Annotated in this window: 12 protein-coding genes; 6 read left to right on the forward strand and 6 right to left on the reverse strand. The window is 56.6% G+C overall.

Annotated features, from left to right (window positions below; translation table 11 throughout):
- Positions 1-155: 155 nt before the first annotated feature.
- Positions 156-2,183 (forward strand): dockerin type I domain-containing protein, encoded by a 2,028-nt coding sequence (locus UH5x_RS01260; protein WP_482634433.1) that lies wholly within the window; start codon positions 156-158, stop codon positions 2,181-2,183.
- Between the two features lie 158 nt (positions 2,184-2,341).
- Here the strand turns inward: UH5x_RS01260 and UH5x_RS01265 are convergent, their stop codons facing one another.
- The gene (locus UH5x_RS01265) at positions 2,342-3,877 is read right to left on the reverse strand and encodes a mannitol dehydrogenase family protein (RefSeq protein ID WP_482634434.1); all 1,536 of its coding nucleotides are present in this window, start codon (positions 3,875-3,877) and stop codon (positions 2,342-2,344) included.
- Between the two features lie 19 nt (positions 3,878-3,896).
- Entirely contained in the window at positions 3,897-5,624 is a 1,728-nt protein-coding gene (locus UH5x_RS01270; protein ID WP_047814049.1) for a purine-cytosine permease family protein, read from the reverse strand.
- Positions 5,625-5,814: 190 nt separating this feature from the next.
- Between UH5x_RS01270 and UH5x_RS01275 the strand changes: the two genes are divergently transcribed.
- Both UH5x_RS01275 and UH5x_RS01280 read left to right on the forward strand, forming a co-directional pair.
- On the forward strand, positions 5,815-6,531 hold the full coding sequence (locus tag UH5x_RS01275; protein WP_482634435.1) for a transposase: 717 nt from the start codon (positions 5,815-5,817) through the stop codon (positions 6,529-6,531).
- A gap of 382 nt (positions 6,532-6,913) precedes the next feature.
- A complete protein-coding gene (locus UH5x_RS01280) occupies positions 6,914-7,975 on the forward strand; it encodes a hypothetical protein (protein WP_236696177.1) in 1,062 nt (353 codons plus the stop codon).
- A 224-nt stretch (positions 7,976-8,199) separates the two neighbouring features.
- On the opposite strand, the gene UH5x_RS01285 is transcribed toward UH5x_RS01280, so the two are convergent.
- Complete coding sequence (locus tag UH5x_RS01285) at positions 8,200-9,375, reverse strand: transglutaminase-like domain-containing protein (protein ID WP_482634436.1); 1,176 nt, start codon at positions 9,373-9,375, stop codon at positions 8,200-8,202.
- Here UH5x_RS01285 and UH5x_RS01290 point away from each other — a divergent pair.
- The 3 genes from UH5x_RS01290 (at position 9,369) to UH5x_RS01300 (ending at position 11,290) form a co-directional block, all read left to right on the forward strand.
- Positions 9,369-9,680: a hypothetical protein gene (locus tag UH5x_RS01290; RefSeq protein ID WP_482634437.1), complete on the forward strand. Its 312-nt coding sequence runs from the start codon at positions 9,369-9,371 to the stop codon at positions 9,678-9,680. The genes UH5x_RS01285 and UH5x_RS01290 overlap by 7 nt on opposite strands.
- A 135-nt stretch (positions 9,681-9,815) precedes the next feature.
- Complete coding sequence (locus tag UH5x_RS01295; RefSeq protein WP_236696178.1) at positions 9,816-11,012, forward strand: Gfo/Idh/MocA family protein; 1,197 nt, start codon at positions 9,816-9,818, stop codon at positions 11,010-11,012.
- Positions 11,009-11,290, forward strand: coding sequence for a hypothetical protein (locus tag UH5x_RS01300; RefSeq protein ID WP_482634438.1), 282 nt, complete (start codon positions 11,009-11,011; stop codon positions 11,288-11,290). Before UH5x_RS01295 ends, UH5x_RS01300 begins: the two co-directional genes overlap by 4 nt.
- A gap of 1,164 nt (positions 11,291-12,454) precedes the next feature.
- On the opposite strand, the gene UH5x_RS01305 is transcribed toward UH5x_RS01300, so the two are convergent.
- The 3 genes from UH5x_RS01305 to UH5x_RS01315 form a co-directional block, all read right to left on the reverse strand.
- The gene (locus UH5x_RS01305) at positions 12,455-14,134 is read right to left on the reverse strand and encodes a J domain-containing protein (protein WP_482634439.1); all 1,680 of its coding nucleotides are present in this window, start codon (positions 14,132-14,134) and stop codon (positions 12,455-12,457) included.
- A 108-nt stretch (positions 14,135-14,242) separates the two neighbouring features.
- A complete protein-coding gene (locus UH5x_RS01310; protein WP_482634440.1) occupies positions 14,243-14,923 on the reverse strand; it encodes a hypothetical protein in 681 nt (226 codons plus the stop codon).
- Positions 14,924-14,990: 67 nt separating this feature from the next.
- Positions 14,991-16,754, reverse strand: coding sequence for an Hsp70 family protein (locus UH5x_RS01315; protein WP_482634441.1), 1,764 nt, complete (start codon positions 16,752-16,754; stop codon positions 14,991-14,993).
- Between the last annotated feature and the right edge of the window lie 142 nt (positions 16,755-16,896).

The raw sequence follows: 16,896 nt of genomic DNA on the forward strand, positions 1-16,896 counted from the left end.
GGTGGCTTGATCTTCAACCCAAATCGGATCGGAGTGTGACGTTTGGTCGCGGGGTTCGTCCTGATAATCGTAGGCGAGTCCTGTTTCGTTACGATTTGCGAAGCTCCAGCGCGCCCGCCACTTCTCTTCTTCTCAAGTGCCGCGCGAGGAATATCATGCCATTCCGTTGGAATCGTTGGATCGGAACATCGAAATCAGCTCGTATTCGGAAACGGCGGCGTCAATCGACTTGTCGCAGATTGCGGTCGGAGAATCTGGAAACTCGGAATCTTCTGGCCGCCAATCTTTTTCACAACGAAGCGATGCCGGAAGACGTCAACGAAGACGATCAGGTCACGGCGATCGATGCACTGACGATCATCAATCGGATGAACCGCGAGCAATCCGGTGAAGTCGCAGGCGATGTCGGCCGCGGGCAAATGACGGATGTCAACAACGACGGTCGCAACAGTGCCCTAGATGCTTTGATGGTGGTCAACCGTTTGAATCGCGAGCAGCTTGAGGATCGCGATTCAGGATCGCGGGACACTGGGGCGGAAACCAAAGACCAAACGGATGTCGAGGACACCACCGGCGGTGATTCGGCGACGGATGAATCGGCTACGGATGAATCGACGACGGACGATCAAGCGGATTCAGAGATTGAGTTGACGGGTGACGCGGTTCTTGATTGGAACAACTTGTTCAACGAGCTGACCGCCAACAGCGCGGACAATCAAAACCCGGGGTACGCTTCTCGAGCAATGGCGATGTTGAATGTGGCTATCTACGACTCCGTTGCGATTGCATCCGGAGATTCCGATCTCGCTTTTTATGAATATGATTCTTCGTTGACGAAGTCATCCAGCGATGTTTCGTCGCAAGCGGCCGCATCCAGTGCCGCACACTCCGTTCTGAGTTCGCTGTATCCGGAGCAACAAGAATCGATTGATTCGTTTTACGCGGATGTGCTGGCGACCTACAGCCAAGATTCGGAAACAGAAGCTGGGCTGGTGCTTGGTGCGGAAGTTGGAAGCACCGTGATCGAGAATCGTGTGGATGATGGAGCCGACGCGATCGTGGAGTACACCTACGCCGACGAAGCGGGAGCATTTCAATCGGACCCACTGAATCCAGACGTGCCGGTTTGGGGACCGGGATGGGGCGAGGTCGATCCATTCGCGATCTCGGATGCGGACGCCTACACACCGGAATCACCTCCGGTTTTGACCAGCGAAGAATACGCGGATTCCTACAACGAAGTGAAGGAACTGGGAGCGGTCGACAGTGTCACTCGAACAGCCGACCAAACTGAAGCGGGGATTTTTTGGGCCTATGACCGAGAAGGTTTGGGCACTCCCTTGTCATTGTTCAACGACATCCTCGAAACGGTCGCGGTGCAAGAAGGCAACTCGTTGGAAGAGAACGCCGCCCTCTTCGCTCAGGCTTCTGTCGCGATGGCCGATGCGGCGGTCGTTGCGTGGACTACCAAATTCGAAGAGGAGTTTTGGCGTCCTGTCACGGCTATCCAAGACGGCGATGCCGATGGAAACGCTTTGACAGAGGGCGATCCCGAATGGACCGCATTGGGGGCTCCCGACGGGGGCGATGACATCGTTGGCTTCACACCTCAGTTCCCAACCTATATCTCCGGTCACGCGACTTTTGGCGGAGCCTTGTTCGGGACACTGCAAGAATTCTATGGAACGGATGACATTTCCTTCACGGTCGCGTCGGAAGAACTTGAGATTCTGTTGGATGATCCCGAGTTGCAGGCGGCCTACGGATTGGATCTCGACGATGCTGAGCGAACATTCGATTCATTCAGTGAGGCCATGGCAGAAAATGGACGCAGCCGCGTCTACTTGGGAATCCACTTTGATTTCGACGATTTGGTCGGGCAGGAAGTTGGTCAGATGATTGCCGCCTCGGTTGCATCGGAATTCACCGTGGCGACACCGGATGATGATTCCACAGGCAAGGGCGTTGGGGATGATCAGCTTGTCACGATGGACCGAGAGAATCAGTCAAATCGTGATGACTCTGGCCGCACTGCTTTGGTGAATCCTGAATCGACGATTGCAAAAACGACCCAGTTGCCTCTCGAAGATGGATCCTCGCGAGATGAACTGAATCGTCGGTCCGAGGAGGACCAGCGACTCGCTGCGGTCGATCAGATCTTCGCAGAGAACCGTTTGATCTAACGGATGCGTTGAAACGCAATGTGTGAAACGAGCGAGGTACGCAGGCGCAACCGGACATCTCCTGATCAGCCGTTTGCACCGGTTGCGTGTCGGACTTTTGTTGAACGCCGAAACAGCTCTTGTTTCGGGAGGCGGCTGCCTGCTTCGACGCTATCCAATCAGTTCGGGTCGTTTCCAGACTGAAGAAGGTCTTCCATGATTGAGGCGATGTCGGTCGTCTCATAAAGCGTTTCGACCATTGAGACATACTGCTTGGTGAAGCGTTCGTTTTGAATCAAATCCCCAAACACCTCGGTGACTTCGAGGAACGAAAGGGGATCCTTACGCGTCGCCGCGGCTGCCTGATGAAGTGGCTGTTTCAACTCGTCGATGATCTCGAGCGGGTTGCCGTGTTGATCGACCTGTTTGTCACTGTAGAAACACCAGGCGGCGATGACCAACGTCGCGAGTTCAATGCGGCCTCCGCGAGCCAGGTTGTCCTGGATCGTGGGAATCAAAAAGACCGGTAGCTTGCTCGAGCTTTCCAAGCAAATTCGCGAGAGCGCATCTTTGATATTTGGATTGCCAAAGCGTTCCAGCAGTGTGTCTTTGTAGGTTTCGAGATCAATCCCCTCGACTTCATCCAGCACCGGTGTCACTTCGGCGTCCATGAACTGCCGAAGGTAAGTTGCAAACAGAGGGTCGCCGACGCATCCGTCGATCGTGCGGTGGCCATGAATTGATCCGAGGATCCCGAGCACCGAGTGGCCCGCGTTGAGCAACCGAAGCTTCATCTTCTCGTAGGGGCCGACGTCGGGAACAAACTGGGCACCGACGGATTCCCAGGCGGGACGCCCGGCTGAAAAGTGATCTTCCACGACCCACTGGCAAAATGGTTCGCATGTCACCGGCCACTCGTCGCAAAGTTGATGTTCCTGGACCAAGTAGTCCATGTCGTCTTGAGTGGTGACTGGAGTGATGCGGTCGACCATCGCGTTGGGAAAGCAAACGTTCGATTCAATCCAAGTTGCCAATTCGGGATCCTGCTTGCGTGCGAACCCAAGCACCGTTTTGCGAGTCAAGTCTCCGTTGTGTTGGATGTTGTCGCAGGACTGGATCGTGAATGCGGGTAGGTTGCGAGCGCGACGACGCTTGAGCGCTTCGGTCAGAAAGCCAAACACCAATTTGGGCGTGGTCGGGTTTTGGAGGTCATGCTGGGCATCGGGATGGTTCCAGTTGAACTCGCCCGTTGCAGCGTCGATGTTGTAGCCACCTTCGGTGATCGTGAGAGAAACGATTTGCGTGTCGGGACTGGCCATTTGCTCGATCACCGACTCGGGATCATGGCATCCCAGCAAGAAGTCCATGATCGAACCGATCACGCGGCTTTCGACGGTTCCGTTGGGATGTCGAATGATCAACGTGTAGAGGTAGTCTTGTCGCTTCAGCACGGAGGCAATTTTTTCGTCCGCTTCACGCAGGCCGACCCCGCAGATGCCCCAATCGGATGACCTGTCGTTGCGCAACAGTTCATCTGTGTAAAACGCCTCGTGCGAACGATGGAATCCTCCGACGCCGACGTGCACAATTCTCGGTTTCAGTCGACTGCGGTCGTATTGTGGCGCCGAAACCTGTGAATTCAGCTGCGCTAGGTTGGCTTCGTTCAGTGGTGTCAGCGAGGCGTTCGCGCCAATGGGTGACGTTTGACGGGTCATGTTGTTTCAACCGAGTTGACTAGTTGTCGTGCTGTGGATTGAGGGCTTTGAAGCGATGCAAAACCCAGTAGGCGGTCGCGAAATACGAAATCGTCAACACAAATGCCCAAGTGTAAAATAGGTCGCGGTTGGAGGTGTAGGTCCGCATGTCGGGACTTTGAAACATCACCTTCAACGCAAGCAGCAAAATGAGAGCCAAGCAAACACGGGAGATCCAGCGCAGGACAAGGGATTGCCGGGATGGATCTTCGACAGGGTCCCCTTCCACCAAAGCTTGCTCACGTTGGAATTCGCGAATGTCTTCGTTCAGGATTCGCTCTTTTTCTTCCTCTTCGGGATACTTCTCCGCCGCCCCGTAAAGCTTGGCTAGGAAAGTATAGAGCAGGATGGTGAACAGCCAGGTGGGCAGAAACAGGTAGTAAAACGACATCACTTCGAAGGCGTTCAAACCAAAGCCGAAGATCAGCCCGGCGGTCCAGGAGGCGATGGCCGGGACGCTGTGGGGCAGGTTGCGATACTGGGCCCAGTACCGAGTGAAGCCGATGCGAGGGAACACGACATGTTCTGCGAAAACGATGCCGCCCACGGGAACGACCAACAGCCCAGCGTAAGTTAGCAGCGGCAGAATTTGCCGGAAAACGAACGGGAAGCAAGCAACCGCGACCGTCACACAGCCCACCGTGAACGTGACCATCTTGCGCGATCGTTTGTGGAAGATCGCCTGCGCCGCCAAACCCGCCCGGTAGAGATTCGCGTTGGCGGTGGTCCAGCCAGCGACAATCACGATGACGTATCCCGACATGCCCAACGCACGAAAAGCAACGTCGCCGGGATCCAGTTCAACAATGGTGGATTTCAACAGCACGGCGGCACCGGCGCCCATGATGCCCGAGGCGATCCAAGCGATGTAGTGTCCGAACAGCATGCCGGCGCTGGTGCACAATCCATAAATTGATTTTTTGGCGTAACGCAACAACGCCATGTCAATCAGACCAAAGTGCGTGATCGTGTTGGCGGCCCAAGCGAAACCAGCGACTTCCCACAAACCGATGCCAGGTTTGCCAGCGGCATTGGTTCCCGTCCAGATCGAATCGTCCCCAATCAACAAGAAGTCGCTGAAACCATTGAGTGTGGTTCGGCCCAAAACCGATTCTGCCAACGCGGGAAACAACACCAACGCGCCGCTGACAAACATCACGACCAGCCAGGGACCACACAAACCTGAGAATTCGGCGACGGCGTTGAAGCCGTACATCGCGACCAGCACCACGATCATGCCGACCGCGACCACCACGGCAACGAAAAGTGAATCGGTCGGGTACCACTGCAATTGCGGTGGAATGTTGAACAGCAACCGGACGGCGGTGCAAGACACCGTGATCATTGCCGCGGAGATCACGGTGAAAATCAGGACGTTGGCCCAGTTGTAGAGCCGAGTCATTGACTCGCCGGCGATCTTTTCCAGGTACGTGTAAAGACTCAGTCGAGTCTGCACGGCGATCGGCGTCGTGATCAGGGTCCAACTGAGGATCGCCAAAATGTTGCCAATCAACAGCCCGATCAAAATGTCACGCGTGGAGGCTCCCATCGCAACAAACGTGGCCCCGATCACAAATTCAGTCGCGGCAACATGCTCTCCCGCATACAAGCCCACAAAGTGTGGCCAGCGATGAAGACGGTGCACCGGAACCGGCAATTGCTCCTGCTTCATTTGAGCAATCATTTGTCGGTTCGTTTCAGTACTCATTCGTGGTGCTCATCAAATCGGATTTGGCCGTGTGCCTGCATTCTATCCATTCACACAGTATGAGAGGAGGCTTCCCTGCCATCGTGTCACGAAAAAGGTGTCAGGTACCTTTTTGGTTGACTGGGGAAGGTTGAGCGATAGCGTGAGGAATGACAGCGACCGTTCGCCCCTCACGAATTGAGTCATTCCCATGCCACGTGCTCCACGAGCCGATGCCGCCGGGCATCTCTATCACGTCCTGAACCGCGCCAATCGCCGAGCGACGATCTTCAAGAAGCAGCAGGATTACGCGGCGTTTGAGTCCATTCTGGCGGACGCATTGTCAAAAGACGACGTGGAATTGTTCTCCTACTGCTTGATGCCGAACCATTGGCACCTGGTTTTGCGGCCCAAACAAGATGGTGGAATGAGCTGGTTTGTGCATTGGCTCACGCTCACCCACACTCAGCGATACAACGCGCACTACGAAACGGTGGGGGAAGGGCATCTGTACCAGGGCCGGTACAAGAGTTTCCCGATTCAGGACGACGAGCACTTTTTGACGGTGTGCCGCTACGTCGAACGCAACGCCATGACCGCCGGATATTGCGAGCGTCCTGAAGACTGGCGCTGGGGAAGTCTGGCACGTTGGAAACACGGGTCTGTCAAGGAGAAGTCGTTGCTGGCATCTTGGCCGATCGCTCGCTGCACGCGTTGGTGCGACCATGTTGCGACCAAACTGTCCGTCAAAGAACAAAGAAAATTGGACTTTTCTGTGAAGCGGGGGACTCCCTTTGGAGAAGAGAACTGGGTGGAAACGACGGCCCGCCGGTTTGATTTGGAGATGACCATGCGACCCCGAGGCCGTCCTCGCAAATTCAGGACGAGTGAAGAGGGAAGTTACCCAGTCCTCCAAAAAGGTACCTGACACCTTTGTGGGAGGATGGGGCGGTTGGAGGGGTTGTTTGGGAAGTGGTGATCTGTTTTGGGATTTGTTGAATGGGGGCGAGGGAGCTTCTGCCGGGGGATTTTGAGCGTGTCGCGTCGCATTCGCACGGTGGCGAGTGTGTTGAGAGTTCAGTGTGTGACAGGAACGCACGATTTGTGCTGGAGGCAACATGGGTTTGGCGTCGGGTGATGCCAGATTTGCGTTTGAGTGGGGCTTGGCAATTTGTGTCGATCGTGGACGCGGAATCGCAGGCGTGACGCGGGGCTGGCCGATTCGCATCATTAAGGAAACAAGGACATGTTTGAGTTGGCCGGCATCGTGAACCGGTCAGCCGTTGTGTCATCGTCACAGGAGATGGATCGTGAATTGCGTTTGGAAGGCCTCGGCTCTGGCCGTCGTCATGGGGTGTTGTTTGACGTCGTTTGCTTCAGCCGGGCAATCCAGTGGTTGTGATCCATTGGGGCTGGTCGGGTGCGATGCAGTGAGTTGCGACGAGTTTGGTTGCGACGGCGATGGATGTGACTCGTTTTGTGATTCCGTGGCATGCCGCGGTTGCAAAGCGGCTGGGTGTCTGGCTTCATTGAAGCAACACCTGCGTCCAAGCGATCATTGCTTTGATGATTTCATCAGCCCGATGATCGACTTTGTTCACTTTGAAGACCCTCGCAACTTGACGGAACTGCGTCCAATCTTTGTGACGCATCAATTCCCCGCGACGCTCGGTCCTGGGAACATTCCTGCGGGCGGTTCGGTACAACTGTTTGCGTTGCAGTTCCGCGTGGCTTTGACCGAACGACTCAGCTTGATTGCGGTCAAAGATGGATACATCTTGGACAATAGCGAAGGGACGTTGGACACGCTGTTGTTGGATTCCGGATGGGCGGATGTCACGGCGGGTTTGAAGTACAACTTCATTCGCGACACGCAATCGGGAACGTTGCTGTCCGGCGGTTTCACCTACGAAATCCCACTCGGCAGCAAACAATCGTCTCAGGCTGTCGGCGATGGTGAATTCCACTTCTTCGCCACCGGTGGTCAGCGATTGCTGGGTGGCAACGCTCACATTCTGAGCTCATTTGGCTGGCAATTGCCGGTTGATCAATCGGTTCAAAGCACCACGGTTCACTGGAACAATCACTTTGACGTGAAGGTGACTGACCGGGTTTACCTGTTCACCGAAAACTCGTGGTGGCACTGGGTGGACGAAGCCGAGAACGGTTTGGCACTGGGCGTCTCAGGACAAGACCTGCTCAACTTGGGTGCGACCGATGTCGAAGGCAATGACTTGGTCACGCACAATGTCGGCATGAAGTTCAAACCCAGCGGAAACATCGAAGCGGGGGTCGCGTACGAGTTCCCCCTGACTGCTTTCAAAGACGTTTTGGAAGACCGAGTGACCGTCGACATGATCTTCCGTTATTGATCCACGTCGTGGTTCGATCCAGTGACATGGCTTGATTGAGTCGCAACGCGTTTTAACTGTGATTGCAAAGAGGGCGATGGTGATTGATTCACCATCGCCCTCTTTTCGTTGAAAAAAGCAGACGGGCAGGAGACTTCGGGTAGGTGAACCGTTTGTCGGTGAAGAAGAACCTGGCTGTTGGCCATCGAAAGGGACAACGTGTCCGTGAACTTCTCGCGGCCAGGCTAGGGAGTGACGGTCCAGGATTCCTGGTGTTGAAACCCGTCGAGCGTGCCCTGGCCAGTCACCCACATCAAGGGGATCTGAAAGTAAGCCGCACGGTAGTCGCCGTGCAAATCGGTGTCGAACTCGACGCCGGGATCGACGTGGTAGCTGATGAAGTTCCCATCGGATTGTCCGAAGTATTGCAGTTTGGTTTTGGTGCGGTCGTGAATGATGGCGGATGACGTGTCCAGAGGGATCCAGCCGACGCCTTGTGCGTAGAACTCCGCGATCACGTGGTACTGGTAATACGGTTGATCATTGATGGTTTCCCCTTGGGTCGCCGAAATCGCCCAGCGACCTGACAAAATTCGTGCCGGCACACCTTCGCTTCGCATCACCGTGGCAAAAAGCGTCGAGAGACCGCCACAGTCCGTTGCATTGGACTGGCACAACAGGGATGCGGTTCTGTCCTCGCTCGGGACGTACGAATATTGGTACGAGTTGGCCAATTTTTGAAACACTCGTTGAGCGAACCGGACTTCGCCTTCGGTCCGGAGTCGTCGGAACCGATTCTTGACTTTCCATTCCTGGAAGGCTGCGGATCGGTAGTCGTATTCCGGTGTCGGACGCAAGAAGTTTTGGCGGTCGTTTTCGGACAGCGGTTCGACTGGGGGCTTCACCGAGGTGGCTCGTTTGTTGAAAGTCAACGAACGGGCGAACAGTTGCAGTTCATCATCGCAGCGGAATTTCGCGTTGCGATGTTGGGACTCATCCGTGACCTCAATCCGGCATCGACGGATGGGGCGTTGAAAAACCGATTTGTCTGCAATCATCTCACTGGCCGGTGCAGTGGTGGAGTGAATTCGTTTTTGGCCGGGTAAATCCGGTGGCTCCGGCATCGCGAAGACCCATGCTTTGGCTTGCAGGGACGGCGTGTCGACTTCGAACGTGATCGTCGCCGTGACTCGTTTGCCGGGCGTTCGAACGATCGAGAAACCTTGGTTGAGCCCACTGGGAATCTCCGGCAAGGCATCGATGGCTTCTTGCTGAGTCGTCGACCGCCCTTCGGTGACTGGAGCCTGGGCGAGCAAGTCAATCGGATGCAGCAAACATGCCACTGGAAACGTCCAGAGAACGACGACCGAAGCCAAGTGTCGCGAAAACGTGGGCAAATGCATGGGCGGGGAGGATGGCATTGCGGTGGATGGATGGAAGGGAGATTGTCACGCGGGACGAACTGGTCGAATGCCGAATGAGCGGAGCGGTGGATGCCAAGAGCAGTTTACTCGACAGACGCAGGCTGCTGCTTTTCGTGGACACAGGGCATCAAGACGAATGTGGTAAAACCGAACAGGGGGGCGTTCGAAGGAATGAGATCACGCGAATTCTGCTGTCTGAGGAAGACTGGCGACTCGCTGTGCAGCAAGCAGGTGGTTGGGAATCTGCCACTGCGACCGTTGATTGGGAACGCTGGCGTTGTCTGCCGCCAACTCAGGTTTGAATCGATCGTTTGGGTTGGAGCTTCGCTTTCGTTCATTCCTCGATGGGAGCAACGGGAGGTTGCCTGCGCGTGGCTTTCGAATCTGCTAGATTGTCCCTCGATCAACAACCAAGGCGAACTGCGAAGGGAACTCGAGTGAAATTGCGAATCGGATTGATCGGATTGGGCGATCAATGGCAATCCATGCACCGGCCGGCGCTGCGGATGCTGGGGGATCGATTCGATGTTCGTGCGATCTATTGCAACGTGTCAAAGTTAGCCGAATCGGCGGTCTCGGAGTTTCAGGCGGACCCTGTCGACGGGTACCAAGCACTGGTGACGCGGGATGACATCGACGCTGTCTTGGTGCTTGAGAATTCCTGGCTGCGTTTTCTTCCTGCCACGGCGGCATGTCGCGCGGGGAAGGCGGTCTATTGGGCCAGCGATTTGGACTTCGATCCGGTTCGCGACCAAGATTTCAAGTCCTGCGTGCAGGATTCTGGCGTGGCGTTCATGGCGGGATTGCCCCGTCGCTTTTCTCCCGCAACCCTGCGTTTGAAAGAATTGATCGCGACGAATTTGGGATCGCCGCGGTTGATCTTTTGTCACAAGCGGTTGAGTTTGGAAGACGCCCCTTTGAAACGTCGTGACCAAATCACCCGGCGAGGGATGGAGGGCAATCTCGGCGACGATTCGCGAGTCGATCCCGAAGAGATCCGTGCCCGGATGACTCGGACCGAAATGATGCAGTTGATCGATTGGTGTTGCTACGTGGTGGGGGAGCGGCCGGTCAGCGTGATGTCGGCCAACCATTCCGAGGACGAAGCGGCGGACTACCAAGCTTTGAGCATGCTGTTTGAAGATTCCAGTTCGGCTCGCACTTCTCGCGATCGATTTTCAACCGGAACGCACGTCTCGAGCGAGAATGGGGCGACATCCACCAACGGAAGTTCCATGGATTCTTCCGCGGTGTCGGAGAGTCCCCGACGATCCAGTGGAAGTGGTGGCGTCACCGCTCAAGTCAGTTGCGGGAGTTACATCCCGGCTCAGTGGCGAGAAGCGATTGGTTTCCGGCCGCCCGCCGCGATGCAGGTGTGCTGTGAAAACGGCGTGGCTTTTATCGATTTGCCAGGCACGTTGGTTTGGTTTGACGACGCGGGTCGGCATCAAGAGTTCTTAGAAGGGGAGTCCCCCGTGGGCGAAAAGATGCTGGGCCAGTTTCATCGTGCCGTGACCAGTTTGGTTCGCAACTTGAGCGGGCTGGAAGACGCCTTCAACGCGGCGGCGATCCTGAAAGGGGCTCGAACGAGTTTACGAGAAGGAAGACGCGTGGATTTGAGGGATTTGGCATGACTGATTTGCCAACGACCAGCAAGAAGGATCAACCCGCCTTTGGTTGCGTGGTGTATGTCCAGCGAACGGCCAGTGGTCGCACGCGGGGTCGCGTTGCGAACTTGGAGGGGATCGAAACGGAAGGCGGCAGCGATCGCGATGTGCTGGCGACGATCGTTCGCGATGTGCGAGCTCGGATCAGCGAGCACATGGGACGTGAAGAGGACGTGCCGTGGTTGGATCCGCCGGCGGAGAAGTTGCCCGATGAGGTCAAGCGGTTCTTGCCGCTGCACCTGTAGAGGAGGCCGCGAATGGAAAAGCGTTTCCATTTCAGCTGGCTTGGAAGCCCATCGTACGAGACGCGAACCGGAGGATCCTTCGGTGACCGGGCGGCGAACAACTGCCGTCGCTCCGCGACTGGGGATCGGTGCCGGACGTTCTAATAACCGCGGAGCGGTGACAATTGTCAGCCTCGGGTTTTTAACCCGGGGTCTTGGGCGTCACCCCTCTTGCTCGACGAGCCGCGGAGCGGCGACAGGTGGCGAGTGATGAGTTGGGGGATTGATTGAAAAAGTGAAATTGACAATTGCAAATTGAAAAATGCGGGAGTTTGCGGCGAGGATGGCGACCAAACTAGGGAGCATTGGGCGCAAGGCGGCGGACAACTATCGTCGCTCCGCGACTTGGGGACTTCTGGGTGATGGGCGGTTGACCTTGGGTTGAAAACCCAAGGCTTTCGGCTGCCGTCGCTTCGCGACTGGGGATCGGTGCCGGACGTTCTAATAACCGCGGAGCGGTGACAGTTGTCAGCCTCGGGTTTTCAACCCGAGGTCTTGGGCGTCACCCCCCTTGCTCGACAAGCCGCGGAGCGGCGACAGGTGGCGAGTGATGAGATGGGGGATTGATTGAAAAAGTGAAATTGACAATTGTAAATTGAAAAATGCGGGAGTTTGCGGCGAGGATGACGACCAAACTAGGGAGCATTGGGCGCCAGGCGGCGGACAACTGTCGTCGCTCCGCGACTTGGGGACTTCTGTGTGATGGGCGGATGTCCTTGGGTTGAAAACCCAAGGCTATCGGCTGCCGTCGCTCCGCGACTGGTGATCGGTGTCGGACGTTCTAAGCAGGTCGGCAGGAGTGATCAAGCACAACCATGTGAGCCGTTTGGGCGTTCGCCCCGGTTGTGCGTGAAAACCGTGGCTAACGCCAGCGGCTCACCTACCCGATGACACCTGCGTACCTGCTTAATGGTTCTTGGGCAAGGGATGTTTGGCTTCAAAACGCCTGTATTTACAACGCAAACGGCTCCCAGAAGATGTGGGGTACAAAAAGGCAGGAGTGCCCATCCTACATTCGTTCTAGACTCGTTGACGACTAAATCGACGGACCGCCAAGCGTCGGGTTTTCGTGTCGACGGGCGGCTTCTCCTGTGGTTCTGTGGCCCTGAGTCCCTTTCACACTTCCTACCCCACAAACAACTGAGCGCGGGCGAAGATCAGCAGTCCCAGGTCACCGTGGCAAAAGCTGAGCACCAAGTTCATCCACTCAGAGTCACCGTGGAACGCGGCCGCTTCATTCAGCCGTGTCAGGGATCCGCTCGGTGATTCACCGCAGGATTGGACGTAGCGAAACAGGCGGCTTCGCCATCGCTTTTCGTAGCAGGTGGCAAAGTATTTCTGGCGGGCGTTCTCGGTGCGATTGGCAAGGTACCGAGGGAAGAACCACCAGAAGTAAAACACGGGAAAAACCAGCAGGCCACCGATCAGCAAGATCACGGCGACGGCGCTCGCGCCTGGCGAAGCACCGGCTTGGTCGAACGCCATCAACAGGAGCACCCACAGCAACGAGAAAACGATTCCAAAGACCAGGTACATCCCCGCAAACGGGATCCACTTGTATTTGGATTCGATCCATGACACACGATTGACGATGTCTTGCAGCGTGCTCTTGAGGTCTCGCAAACACGAAACCGCCTGCCGGTTGTTCTTGGCATCGTCGGGGGCGGGCGCGATCATGCCGGTGGTTTCGGCCAGGTCCGATGTGGCCATCATCATCAACAGAAACAGCGAGTGATCGTCGCGATCTTGTTGGGTAGGAAACGCGTCGCGGACACCGTGGGCGTCACGCGCGATTTCGTCCAAGCAGCGAGCCATTTCTGCGGTCGCGGCAGGGCCATCGCCGGTGCAGTACGTGCGGATGAAAGACTCCATCGTCGCACGAGCTGGCAACGTCGCAACAGACGATTTGCCAGAGGACAAATAGCTGTGCAACAGCTCAATGAATTCCAGGTCGTTGTGCATGCTCTCGTCCAAGTCCGCGGCTTGGCGAGAGATCGTTTCGATGTGGGCCTGTGTCCAGTCCAGAGGAGCCTTCCAGATCGCGGTTCTGAGAATGCGAAGGAAGAACGCGAGACGAGCGCGAGGGTCACCTTTGGGAAGGTGGCTCTCGCATTCCTGGATCAGGCTTTCGAACGTTTCAAACGGATGGTCATTCAGCAGGCGTTCCCAGAGTGGTTCCGTCAACCGATAGAACAAGGGCGAACGGATTTTCGCGGCGATTTCTGGAAGCAGCGTTTCGACTTGCTGGTCAGGGACGTCACTGCGAAGGGTGCCGGCGACCAAGGACACCAGGCCCGGTTCGAGTGGATGTTCCTGCAACCCATCGAGCAGCCACTTCAGAAACTGAGTGCGTCGCTGCGGGGCGGTTTTGTCGGGTTTTTCGAGCAGGTCGCTGAGCACCGCGAGAATGTAGTACTCCAGGGGCGAACGCGACTGTTTTTGCGAGAGTCGGAGGTAGGACTCACGCGGGTTGGCGATCGCTTCGTCCACGGGCGAGAGCGCCGCGGGCGGACGTTCCTTGGTTGGCTTCGGATCGACGGTGGAGCTTGGGCCGGGAGAGTCGGTGGGTTTCCAAGCCTCCGCTGCGGATTGACTTGCCGCTTGGTTGCGTCCGTATCGTTCTGCGTTTTCGAGTTGTTCGTAGGCCGCCCGGATCCGCTGGAATTCTTGCGGGTGCGTTTCCGGTTTGAACTGCCGGATCAGTTTGCCGTAAGCACGCTTCAGATCACGACGATCGAATGCCTCGGGCAATTCGAAGAACGATCGCGGGTCTTGCGGAAGATGATGCCACGCGGGGTCAGACATGAACGATGGTCGGCGAGGGGGGCGGCGGATTGCGATCGGGAATGGAGTCTTGCGGGCACCGAGCCACGCTGTGCGACCGCCATCGTTCACGAGGTCGGGCGGGCGAGATCAGTCCATCAGAAAGATCTTGACGATTTGATACGTGATCAAGGTGCCAAAGAACAGCACTCGAAAATTGAACAACGAGGATTCACCGGCGATCATCGGTCCGGAGGCCTTGGTGTTCTGCAGCGTGGTCAACCAGTCGCGTTCCAACGCGAACAGATTGGGATATGATTTTTGGATCTTCAGCGATGTGTCACGGGCTCGTTTGCGACTGTTCTTCGTCGTCAGGTTCTGGATGAATTTTTCTCGCACGTAGCCAGCGTCGGACTGCGGCAGCACGACTGATTTGCCGAGTGCGATCACAAGTTCGCGATCAAAGCGTTGATCGTCCAACATCGCAACGAAGGAGTTGCGTTCTCTCGCTGCGGTTTGCAAGCGACGAATCGTGGGTGCCAGTTCAGGGACTTCTGTTGCATTCAAACTGGTGATGCCCGATTCCAATTCCTCATCGGACAAGTGAAAGAACTGCTTTTGAAGATGGGCAACTGTCTCGCGTGCCTGAGTGCGACGCTGGTGCTTGGCAACCATGTCATCCACGGAGTCGGCGTCGACGTCGGTTTGCCGAGGGTCATGATTCGGCAATCGCAATGTCTTGCGACGCAGTTGCAACGCGGACCCGGATTGCCAAACCGGATTGATTTCCAGCATCGATCGCAAATACGTTTGGGCGGCTGATTCGGACACGTTCCGCGGTGGGGTTGGTGAGGAAGGAAATCGAGCGGAAGCCTTGGGCGCATTCCACGCCGTGGATCTATTGGTCTTCGTGATCAAGGCCGAGGGAAGAAAGAACGATCAACAACGTGTCCTTCGCCGCAGCGAAGTGTTCGCGATCGGCGCGGGCCATCGCGTCTTCGTAGATGTCCAGGGCGTCGTCGAGTTGCTGGCGTTGAGAAGGATGCAGTTCGCCCAGCATGCGTTCGGCAAAACGGGCCAGCTTTTGATTCTCGAGATCATCGCGGGGATAGAACTTCAGGGCATCGATGCGTCGTTTGGCTTCCTCGATTTGCGCCGGCGACAGTTGGTGCACGTGATTGGTGAGGACGGTCCGGAACCGCTCCCCGCCCGGTGCATAGGCTTCGACTTCCAACACACCGGACAAATCGTAGGTGAAGCGAACGTAGATGGGACAGCCGGCGGGACCGGGAGGCAGACCCTTGACTTCCAATTGACCCAGAGCGGTGTTGTCCGCCACTTTGCGGGCGTCGCCCTGGAAGACTTTCAGGGTCACGTTGGATTGGTTGGCCGCGACGGTGCTGAATATCTCTTCGCGAGAAATCGGGATGGTGCAGTTCCGATGCAGCACGGGCTTGAAGTACCCGTCTTGCATGTGACCACCGAATTCTTTGACGACCTCCACGCCCAGCGTGAACGGGCAGACATCAGTCATCACCATGTCGTCCACGGCCGCGTCTTGCCCAATCAATGCGGCTTGGACTGCCGCGCCAAGGGCCACGACTTCATCAGGATCGTGATCCGTGATCGGTGGTTTGCCGAAGTAGTCGATCACAAAGTCTCTCAGCACCGGCATCCGCGTTGACCCGCCGACCAGGATCACATCGTCGATGTCTTCGGGCGTCAGTTCCGCGTCTCGGAGGGATCGGGCAATCGGTCCCGCGATGCGTTGCATCAGGGGATCGCACAACCGTGAGAAATCGGCTCGGGTGAGTCGGAAGGTCTTGGGCGATTCGGGGAAGTTGCCATCGCGATCGGGCAGTCGGATTTTGCAGGTGTCTTCTTGGGAGAGCAGACGCTTTGCCTTTTCACATTCGCCGCGGAGCCGCGACACTCGCAAGGGTTGCTGCAGTTCGGCCAATTCGAGCTGGGTGTCTTCACTGGCCAGCACCGCGGACACCATTCGGTCCGTGAAGTCTTCTCCGCCCAGCATGCTTTCGCCGGCAGTGGATCGGATTTCGAGCGTGCCTTCGAAGACCTCCATGACGGTCACGTCGAACGTGCCTCCGCCAAGATCGATGACGCACAGATTCTTTTCATCTTCGCGAGCGTGAAAGCCGTAGACCAGAGCGGCCGCGGTGGGCTCATTGATCATCCGGCGGACTTTCAGGCCCGCCATCTCGCCAGCCAACCGGGTGGCTTGGCGTTGATGATCGTTGAAGTACGCGGGGACGGTGATCACGGCGTCGGTGATCTCGATGTTCAGGTGAGCGGCAGCGTCGTCACGCAGCGATTGCAGCACCAAACTGCTCAGCTCGTGCGGCGTGAACTCTTTGTCGCCCAGATTGAGTTTGCGTTCTTGCCCCATGTAGCGTTTGAAAACCCAAGCACAGCGTTCTGGCGCGGTGACCCGAAGTTCTCGGGCGGCGGAACCGACCACGATCTGGCCGTCTTCCAAGACGCCGATGATGGACGGCGTGAGCGTTTCACCGTGGGCGTTGGCAATCAGTTCGGGTTTGCCATTCCGGAACACGCTGACCAACGAGTGGGTGGTTCCCAAATCGATTCCGATGCACACCGGTTCTTCGGTTGGGAAGGACGATTCGGATCCAAATTCAGGCATGAATCGAAGTGGGTGTTCGAGAGAGTGTGAGCACGGCAGTCAGAGGCGTTTCGAAGCGGTGATAGTCTAGTGAGTTTGCCGCTCGACGTGCATCCGTTGGAAGCTTCGGATTTAGCGGGAGAAGGCGGCCCGCGAAAGAGCA

The organism is Rhodopirellula sp. UH5, from assembly GCF_056839225.1.